The 9,775-nt window shown below is 78.8% G+C and carries 6 protein-coding genes; 3 read left to right on the forward strand and 3 right to left on the reverse strand.

The genetic code is table 11. From position 1 onward, the window contains the following. The 3 genes from VGB14_10345 to VGB14_10355 all read right to left on the reverse strand — a co-directional run. Positions 1 to 2,538 (reverse strand): alpha-(1->3)-arabinofuranosyltransferase family protein (locus VGB14_10345; GenBank protein ID HEX9993316.1); only part of this gene is annotated, 2,538 nt, incomplete at its 3' end. A 9-nt stretch (positions 2,539 to 2,547) separates the two neighbouring features. Continuing rightward, positions 2,548 to 3,795 carry an acyltransferase gene (locus tag VGB14_10350; protein ID HEX9993317.1) on the reverse strand — a complete coding sequence of 416 codons (1,248 nt, stop codon included), beginning with the start codon at positions 3,793 to 3,795 and terminating at the stop codon, positions 2,548 to 2,550. Then, complete coding sequence (locus VGB14_10355) at positions 3,792 to 4,529, reverse strand: hypothetical protein (protein ID HEX9993318.1); 738 nt, start codon at positions 4,527 to 4,529, stop codon at positions 3,792 to 3,794. Before VGB14_10355 ends, VGB14_10350 begins: the two co-directional genes overlap by 4 nt. Positions 4,530 to 4,674: 145 nt before the next feature. On the opposite strand from VGB14_10355, the gene VGB14_10360 reads away from it, so the two are divergent. The 3 genes from VGB14_10360 to VGB14_10370 all read left to right on the forward strand — a co-directional run. After that, positions 4,675 to 5,238 carry a class I SAM-dependent methyltransferase gene (locus tag VGB14_10360; protein HEX9993319.1) on the forward strand — a complete coding sequence of 188 codons (564 nt, stop codon included), beginning with the start codon at positions 4,675 to 4,677 and terminating at the stop codon, positions 5,236 to 5,238. Positions 5,239 to 5,249: 11 nt separating this feature from the next. Beyond that, the gene (locus VGB14_10365) at positions 5,250 to 9,125 is read left to right on the forward strand and encodes an alpha-(1->3)-arabinofuranosyltransferase family protein (protein HEX9993320.1); all 3,876 of its coding nucleotides are present in this window, start codon (positions 5,250 to 5,252) and stop codon (positions 9,123 to 9,125) included. Between the two features lie 162 nt (positions 9,126 to 9,287). Continuing rightward, positions 9,288 to 9,775: hypothetical protein (locus VGB14_10370; protein HEX9993321.1), on the forward strand; the 488-nt coding region annotated here is incomplete at its 3' end.

Raw genomic sequence — 9,775 nt, forward strand, 5'->3', positions numbered from 1 at the left:
CACCTCGGCGAAGCCGACCGGCCGCAGCCCCGGCCCGCTCAGCGCGTCGATCCGCAGCTCGAGCGAGGTGGTCGACCTCGCCGGGAACCCGACCGAGGACGAGCCCCTGGACAGGTCGACGGGCACGCTCGACCCGTCCGAGAAGTGGAGGCTGGCCAGGCGGATCGTCCGGCCGGCGCCGAACAGCACGGCCGGGTCGACCTCGACGGCGGCCACCGTGGTCGGCCGGCGCAGGTGGACGACGACCGACCGGCCGAGCGGGTCCTGGTACCCGCCGGTCAGCCAGGCGGTGTGGGGGTCGCCGTCGAAGGCGTTGGCCGGCCGGAACTCGGGCTCATAGCCGGCCAGCCCGGCGCCGACGCTGGCCGACGACACGCTGGTGGCGTCGGGGAACCAGGCGACGGTCTGGGACCCGGGCACGCCGAACAGGTCGTTGGCCGGCCGCCCCAGCCGCTCCCCCTCGGCCAGGGTGTGGGAGTCGCTCCGGCCGGTGCCGGTGACGAGCGTGACGGCCCGCCGGTTGGTGTCGGTGACGACGAGGGACCCGCCGGCGTCGAGGTCGCCGGCCAGCACCCCGGGGTCGGTCGGCGCCGTGGCCCGCACCGGCCCGCCGGTGTCGAGCAGCCCGTCGGCGGCCAGGGTGAACCAGCCCTCGCCGCTGCCGGACAGCAGCAGCGGCCGGTCGCCGGTCACCCGGGCCTGGCCCTCCACCCCCCGCACGGCGAACACCTCGACGGGCGGGAGGCGGCGCTCGGCGTCGGCCTCCGTCGAGTCGTCGCCCGGCGCCACCGTGTGCTGGCCGGGCGCGCCGAACGTCGCCACCGGCTCCAGGTCGGGGTCGTCGCGGAGGGGCTGGAGCTCGGCCGGCCGGGCTCGGCCCAGGCGGCCCCACTCGAGGTCGTTGCGGACGAGCACGTAGCCGATGCCCAGCCGGCGGGCGATCGGCCCCAGCGTGCCCGGCTCGTAGTCGCCCGACTGGATGCGGTCGTCGACGGCCATCACGAGGTCGGACGCCTCCGCCGTGCTGAGCGGCAGCGACGTGCTCACCACGTGGGCCCGGGCGAGGAGCCCGTCGAACAGGTCGTCGCCCGGGCTCCCCCAGCGGTAGCGGGAGTTGAACGTCCCCGGCTCGACCAGCACGCGGGCGTCGCCGGGCTGCCGGTCGAGCCAGGCGAGCGCGTCCCGCCAGTAGCCGGGGACCGTGTCCGTGCGGTTGTCGGTCGAGTACAGGCCGGCGGTCCAGAACGGGAACGAGGCGACCGCGAACACCGCGACGGCGACGGCCGCCGCGGCCACGCCGACCAGCCGCCGCCGGCCCGCGAGGAGCGCGGCCGCGCCGAGCAGGCCGGCGAGGCCGAGGGCCAGCGCGAACCCGGCCTTGTAGGTGTTGCGCAGGGCGGTGAGGGACGGGACGGCGTCGTAGGCGTCGAGCAGCAGGCGGCCGACGACCGAGGGGTGGTCGGGCGGGTACGAGCCGACCATGGCGACGAGGCCGACGACGGCGAACGCGGCGAACAACAGCCGGCCCCGCCATCGGGACCGGGCGAGGGCGAGGACGGCGGCGACGGGCACGGCGAACGTCGCCAGCACGACAGGCGCCGAGTCGAACCAGGCCGCGTGCTGGGGCCGGACCAGGCGCCCGCCGTCCCTCGCGTAGCTGATCCAGAACCCGAGGCCCCGCCAGGACTCCGACCACGACGAGGCCTGGCTCACGGTCTCCGGCGTTTCCGTGCCGTACAGCCGGGCCGACAGCGACGCCGCGCCGTACACGACCTGGACGAGGACGGCGGCGGACACGGCGAGCGACAGCGCCCCCGCCCGAGCCAGCCAGCCGGCCACCCGGCGCCCCGTCGCCGCCCTCGCGACCGCGGCGACGTAGACGGCCGCCGGCACGAGCAGGGCGACGGCGTAGACGAGCCCCGGCGGGTCGGTGCTGCCGCCGGCGAACACGAGCAGGGCGAACACGGCGGCCCACCGCCACGGCCGCGCCCCCGTCGTCCCCCTGACCAGCGCGACCACCAGCCACGGGGCGATGGCGTAGTTGAAGAACAGGGCCGACGGCACCAGCGAGGCGGCCGCCACCGGGCTGAACGCGTAGGCGAGGCCGGCGACGGCGACGGCCACGTCGGCCCTGGGGCGCAGGCACCGCACCAGCGCGGCGGCGCCCAGCCCGGCCACGACGAGCAGGGTGGCGTGCCACAGCCGCTGGGTCAGCCACGGCGACGCCCCGAGCGACCGGTACAGGCCGACGACCGCGGTCGTCACCCGCAGGAACTCGCCCCTCGGCCGGCCGAGGCCCCGGCTCGGGTCCCACAGCGACGGCACCCTGGCGAGCAGCCGGCCCGGCGACCAGTACTGCTCGAAGCGGTTGTCGCCGACGTACCAGCCGGGCGAGTTCGTGAGCGTGGCGGCCAGCGCCAGCGCGGCGCCGGCGGCGCCCCCGGCCACCCAGCGCCGCCGCTCGCCCCACCCGGCCCTCGGCGGGGCGGGCGGGCCCGTGGTCGCGGGTGCCGTCCTGGCCCGCTCGGCGACGGCCACCGCGGGCCGCTACGCCACGCCGGACGGGACCGGCTCGACCAGCGGGCGCTCCGGCTCCTGGGCCGAGCGGTAGGGCGTCGACCGCCGCCGGCCCTTCAGCCGGACGAGCGGGCGCTCGACGGCGAAGTAGCTGAGCGCGGCGGTGGCGATGGTCAGCACCAGCACGGCCGACATCACCGACAGGAAGGACCAGCCGAACCAGCCGTCGACCGACCAGCGCCGCACCTGGCGCAGCCACAGGGTGTGCCAGAGGTAGAGGCCGTAGGACACGACCCCGAGGCTGGCGAGCGGCCAGCTCCGCAGGGCCCGCCGGATCAGCCCCTCGCCCTGGGGCCCGAACACGCCCGGCAGCAGCAGCAGGAACGCCGACAGCCCGTTCAGGAAGTAGCGGGCCATGGTCTGGAACGGAGTCGGCAGCGCGTAGCCGGGCGGCAGGTGCAGCTGCATCGTCACCCAGTAGAGCTGCGCGGCGAACAGCCAGCACAGCCACGGCGCCGACGCCAGGCGGGTCACCAGCGCGGGCAGCCGCCCGGTCACCGTCCCCCAGGCGTTGCCGACGGCGAGCAGCATCCCGAGCGCGAACCAGTCCAGGGTGGCGGGCAGCCACAGCCCGGCCTGGGACCGGTCGGGCAGCACGAGGATGCGGAAGATGCGCCAGTTCACGGCGACCAGGTACAGCGCGCCGAGCCCGAGGAGCTGGGCCCGGAGGCGGGCGTGGAGGTCGGCGCCGGGGCGGCGGGCCGGCCGGGAGATCAGCCACGCAATGAGCGGCAGGGCCAGGTAGAAGCTGACCTCGATGCACAGCGTCCAGGCGACGGCCAGGCCGCCGAGGGCGAAGTCGGGCCGGTAGTTCTGGACCAGGCCGTAGTACGTCAGCGCGCCCGACACCCGGTGCAGGGTGCGGAACCGGAACACGAAGAACAGCGCGGTGAGCGCCAGCCAGTAGGCCGGGAAGATGCGCAGGAAGCGGCGCCGGTAGAACGACAGGGTCCTCGGCATCGGCCGGTCCTCGAGGTGGGCGAGGACGAACGGCCGGTACAGCAGGAGGCCGGAGATCAGGAAGAACACGGCCACGCCGTAGTTGCCGAGCCGGGCGTTGAACGAGCGGAGCACCGGCGGGAGCCACCCCGGGTTCACCTCGCCGAGCACGTGGTACATGACGACGGCCAGCGCGGCCAGCGCCCGGTACCCGTCCAGGCAGGGGAAGTGCCCGCTCGTGACCGTCAGGTCGTCGCGGGAGGCCCGGGCCGGCCTCACCCCTGGCGCCGCACGATCAGCGGGTTCGACACCGCGGTGCTGTTGGTGCCGACGAAGACCCGGCTCTCGGGGACCGGGCCGTCGGCGTCGTTCAGGGTGAACCGCACCGTGTCCGCCGCGCACCCGCCGACGGCCACGTCGAAGCCCTGCGGCTCCTGCGACCCGGGGAAGTCCCACGTCAGCGTGTTCCCGTTCACCTGCACCTCACCCGCCCCTTCCGGGACCACCTCGCTCGACGTCAGGTTGGCAGACGAGACGACCTCCCCCGTGAACCGGCCAGGGGTCGCCGCCGTGTCGACCATCCGCACGTGCCACCCGAAGGCGTCGTTCCAGACGTAGTACCCGGTCTCCGGCGTCCCGCCCTCGCCGAGCGCGGCCGGCTGGCCCTGCGCGATCGCCGGCCACCGACCGGTCGGGCAGAACCCGTTGGCCTGCTGGCCGCCGGCCGTCGAGCTCGTCGTCGGCCCGCCGTTCCCGTCCCCGTCGTCCCTGGTGGCGATGCCGACCACGATCCCGGCGATGGCGATGGCGACGAACACGCCGACGGCGATGAACATCGGCACCCGGGAGCGGGGCGCCGGCCGCCGGCGACGGGTGAGCGCGTCGGCGTCGTCGCCGTCGTAGCCCAGCCGGTCCCCGGTCGTCGGCGCCGGGCTCGCCCCGGCCGGAGCGGGCGGGCCCGGCTCGGGCACACCCCCGGCTGGCGTCCCGGGCGGCTCGTTGGCGGGCGGCATGGTGTCTCGCGCTCCTCTGGGGGATCCGTCGTCCGGCGCGTCCCGCCGGTGCGCGCCGAGGTCGCCCCTCCGGCGACCGACCGGACCCTACCGTCCGGCGCACCCGGGGAGCGGGCAGGGGGCTGGTACGGTCCCCGGCCGCGCCATGTTCGGACGGCTGGCCCGCTCGTGGGTCCTCACCCGGCTCCCACGGGGGAGCGTCGGCGCCGAGATCGGCGTCTGGAAGGGCGACTTCTCCGCGCGCGTGCTGCGGCGCGTCCGGCCCCGGCACCTGCACCTGGTCGACCCGTGGGCCTTCGCCGCCGACCCCCGCTACGCGCAGAGCTGGTACGGCGGCGCCGCGGCCACCAGCCAGGCCGACATGGACGACGTCCACCGGTCGGTGGTCGAGCGCTTCGCCGGCGAGATCGCGGCCGGGCTCGTCACCGTCCACCGGGCGCCGTCGGTGGACGCCGCCGCCGCCGTCGGCCCGGTCGACTGGGTCTACGTCGACGGCGACCACACCTACGAGGGCGTCCTCGCCGACCTCGAGGCCTGGGCGCCGAGGGTGCGGCCCGGCGGCGTGATCGCCGGCGACGACTACGGGGCGACCGGGCAGTGGTGGGGCGACGGCGTGCAGCGGGCCGTCGCCGAGTTCACGAGGTCGGGCCCGTGGCGGCTGGCCGCCGTGCGGGGCAGCCAGTTCCTGCTGGCGCGCGAGGGCGGCTGAGGGCGGCGGCCGTGCCGAGGGCGCGGCTGGCGGTGACGGCGGCGCTCGTCGCCGCCTGCTTCCTCCAGGCGCCCGGGCGGGTCGTGCCCGAGACCAAGCTCGACTTGGTCGTCGACCCCGGCCGCTTCCTCGGGCGGGCGCTGCACCTCTGGGACGCCGGGGCCGGGTTCGGCCGCATCGGCAACCAGTCGGCCGGCTACCTGCTGCCGATGGGGCCGTTCCACCTGGCCGGCGACATGCTCGGCGTGCCCGCGTGGGTGATCCAGCGGGCCTGGTTCGCGCTGCTGCTCGTCGCCGCCCTGTGGGGGGCCGACCGCCTGCTCGCCGCGCTCGGCATCGGCACGCCCGGCACCCGGCTCCTCGGGGCGGCGGCCTACGCGCTGGCGCCGAGCTTCACCGCGGTCGTCGCCTTCCAGTCCGGCGGCCAGGTGCCGCACGCGCTGCTCCCGTGGACGGTCGTGCCGCTGGTCGCCGGGGCCGCCGCCGGCTCGCCCCGGCGGGCCGCGGCCCGGTCGGGGCTGGCGGTGGCGGTGATGGGCGGGGTGAACGGGGCGGCGACGGCGGCCGCGCTGGTGGCGCCGGCCCTGTTCCTCGCCACCCGGCGCCCCGGCGCCCGGCGCCGCCGCCTCGCCGCCTGGTGGGTCGCCGCCGTCGGGCTGGCGACGGCGTGGTGGCTCCACCCCCTCCTCGTGCAGGTGGCGTTCGGGTTCGACTTCACCGCCTACACCGAGACGGCGGCGACGACCACGTCGACCACGTCCGCCGTCGAGGTGCTGCGAGGCACGGCGAACTGGCTCGGCCACCTGGCCGTCCCCGGCGGGCGCTGGCTGCCGGGCGCCTGGGCCGTCGCCTCCGAGCCGGTGGCCGTCGCCGCCACCGCCGGGCTGGCCGCCGCGGGGCTCGGCGGGCTGGCCCACCGGGACGGGCCCGAGCGGTGGTGGCTGGCGCTGTGCGCGGGCGTGGCGGCCGCCGGCATGGCCGCCGGGTACGCCGGTGCCGGCGGCGGGCCTCTGGCCGGGGTGGTGCGCGACGTGCTCGACGGCCCCCTCGCCCCGTTCCGCAACGTCACCAAGCTGGCCCCGGTCCTCGCCATCGCCCTGGCCGGCGGGCTGGCCCACGGGGCGACCGTCGCCCTCGGCCGCCTCCGCCTCGCCCACCGGGCCTGGGCCCACCGCCACGCGCCCCGGCTGCTGGCCGCCGGGCTGGCCGCCGCCGTGGTGGTCGCCGCCCTGCCGCTGTGGAGCGGGCGGCTCGCCGCGCCGGGGTCGTTCGACGGCATCCCCGGCTACTGGCGGGAGGCGGCCGCCTGGCTCGGCGACCACGCCGGCGGCACGGTCAGCCTCGTCGTGCCGTCCGCCTCCTTCGGCGAGTACCGGTGGGGCCGGCCGCTCGACGAGCCGCTCCAGGCCCTGGCCCGGTCGCCGTGGGCGGTGCGCGACCTCGTGCCCCTCGGCGGCGCCGGGTCGACCCGGCTGATGGACGCCGTCGGCCGGCTCGTCGACACCGGCACGCCGTCGGCCGGCCTGGCGCCGGTGCTGGCCCGGTCGGGAGTCGGGTTCGTGGTCGCCCGCAACGACCTCGACCGGGCGAGGACGGGCGCGCCGCCGCCGGCCGCCGTCCACCGGGCGCTGGCCGGGTCGGCGGGGCTCGAGCGGGTGGCGGCGTTCGGGCCGGTCGTCGGACGGGGGCTGTCGGCCGGCCGCCTCGACCCGGCGCTCGGGCCGGGCACGGCCGCGCTGCGGGCCGTCGAGGTGTGGCAGGTGACGGCCGACGTCCGCCGGGTGGCGGTCGGCGCCGCCCCGCTGGCCGTCGCCGGCGGGCCGGGCTCGCTGGTGCCGCTGGCCGAGCGGGGGCTGCTCGACGGGCCGGTCGTGCTGGGCGGCGAGGGCCGGCCGGTGGCGACCGACTCCGTGGCCCGCCGGGACGTCGACTTCGGGGTCGTCAGGGGCGGGGCCGGTCCGGTGCTCGGGGCCGGCGTGCCGGCCGACGACCTCGACGTGCCGGGCGAGGCCGCCACCACCCTCGACGTGGAGGGTGGCGACGTGGCGGCCTCGTCGGCGGCCCGGCCGGAGACGGCGGCGCGGGCGGCCGTCGACGGCGACCCGGACAGCGCCTGGGTGCCGGCCGGCGGGGTCGGCGAGTGGGTGGAGCTCCGGTTCGGGCGGCGGGAGGTCGCATCGGTGACCGTGCGGGGGGCGGGCGGCGCCACCTCCGTGCTGGTCGACACGGCCGAGGGCCGGGCGGTGGCCCGCCTCGACGGCGACGGGCCGGTCGGCGTCGACGTGCCGGCCGGGCCGACCCCGTTCGTGCGGGTCACCCTGGCGGGCGCGGAGGGGGACGGGGCAGGCGTGGCCGAGGTGGCCGTCCCCGGCGTCCGGCTGGCCCCCGTGCTCGTCGTCCCCCCGCCGCCGGCGGGCGGGCCGGCGGCGTTCGTGCTCGACCGGTACCGGGCCGACCCCTACGACGCCGACCGGTCCGACGAGGAGACGGCCCTGCACCGGCGGATCACGGTGGCGGAGCCGTCCGCCGTGGAGGTGGCGGCCACGGTGGTCGGCGTGCCCGGCGACGACCTCGACCGGCTCCTCGCCGGGTCAGTGTCCGGGGCGGTGGCGGCGACGGCGTCGTCGACGTGGCGGGCGCTACCGGCGTTCGCGCCGTGGGCCGCGGTCGACGGGGACGAGGCGACCTCGTGGGTGGCCGCCGCCGACGACCGCGACCCGGCCATCGAGCTGCGGTGGGACGGCGAGCGGGCGGTCGACGGCCTCGTCGTCGTCGCCGCCGGGGCGCCGGGCTCGCCGGTGTCCTCGGTGGTCGTCGAGGCCGGCGGCCGGGCGCAGGAGGCGGCCGTCGGCGACGGCGGGTCGGTGGCGATCGAGCCGGTCACGACCGACCACCTCGTCCTGCGCGTCCCGTCCGGCGGCGACCGGCTGGTGGCGGTGGCCGAGGTGCGGGTGCCGGCGCTGGAGGACCTGCCGGCGGCCGTGCCCGACCCCGCCGCCCCCGTGGAGGTCGGCTGCGACGACGGGCCGGTCGTGCGGGTCGACGGCCGGCCGGTCCGGCTGTCGGTCACCGCCACGGTCGCCGACCTGGTCGCCCTGCGGCCGGTGGCCGCGACCGCCTGCGACGGTCCCGTCGACCTCGACGCCGGCGACCACCACGTCGACACCGACCCCGGCGGCCCGCTCTCGGTCGCCGGCGTCACCCTCGCCCCGCCCGGGTGGGCGGCGGGGGGCGGCGGGTCGGCGGGGCGGCGCCTGGCCGTCGGGCGGTGGGACGACGAGGCCCGGCGGGTGTCGCTGACGGCCGGCGGCGACGCCGTGCTGGCGCTCACCGAGAACGCCAACGACGGCTGGGAGGCGGTGGCCGGCGGGCGGGAGCTGGCGCCGGTCGTGGTCGACGGGTGGCGGCAGGGGTGGGCGGTGCCGGCGGGGGTCGACGGGGTCGTCGACGTGCGGATGGGGCCGGCCGCCTGGTACCGCTGGGGGCTGCTGGCCGGGGTGGTCCTGCTGGCCGCGCTGGTGGCTGCCGCGCTGGCACCGTCCCGCCGGGGCTCGGCCCTCCCGGCCGCCGGTCGCCGGCCGGTGCCCCCATGGGGCGCGCTTGCGCTGGCCGCCGGGGCCGGGTTCCTGGTCGGCGGGCCGCTGGCCCTGGCCGTGCCCGTGCTCGTGTGGCTGCCGGAGCGCGACCGCACCCTGCCGGTGGTGGCCGGCGCCTCGATGCTCGCCGCCGGGCTGGTCGTGGTGCTCGACCCCGGCCGGCCGCCGAGCGCCGGCGCCGGCTCCTTCGGCGCCGCCGCCCAGGTCCTCGCCGGCCTCGCCCTGGTGGCCGCCCTCGCCGCCGCCGTCCCCGACACCTGGCGCCCGACCCTCCCCCGCCGCCGCCGGTGAGCCCGACGATGCCCCGCCCGCCGGTCCCGTCCGTCCCCCGCCCGCGCAGGTGAGCGCGACGATGCCCCGCCCGCCGGCCCCGTCCCCGATCCCTCGCGGGCTCCCGCCGGTGAGCGCGACCCTGCCCCGGCCGGCGGTCCCGTCCCTCCCCCGCCGCCGCCGGTGAGCGCGACCCTGCCCCGGCCGGCGACCGCGCCGGAGCTGGCCGTCCTGCGCCACCCGGACCGGCGGACGGCCTGGGTGGTGCTGGCGTGCGCCGAGCTGGCGGCGCCGACGACGGTGGGAGCGGTGGCCGACCGGCTGGCCGCGCTGGCCGCGGCGTCGCCGATCGTCGCCGCCCGGCTGCGCGGGACGACGTGGGTGCCGGGCCGCCCGCCGCCCGTCGACCGGGTCGACTGGGACCCGTTCGCCGGCCCCGGCCCGGTGCCCGCCGCGCTCGCCGCCCGGTTCGACCTCGCGGCCGCCGCGCCGGTGCGGGTGGCGTTGACCGCCGACGGCCGCCGCCTCGCCGTCGCCGCCCACCACGCCGCGCTCGACGGCCTGGGAGTGGCCGCCGTCGTCGCCGCGCTCGCGGGCGGGGAGGGCGCCGGTCGCCAGCCGGGCGCGTCGCCACCCGCCTCCGGCGGGCCCACCGGCGCGCAGCACGGCCG

Source organism: Acidimicrobiales bacterium (genome assembly GCA_036399815.1).
Lineage (GTDB): Bacteria > Actinomycetota > Acidimicrobiia > Acidimicrobiales > DASWMK01 > DASWMK01.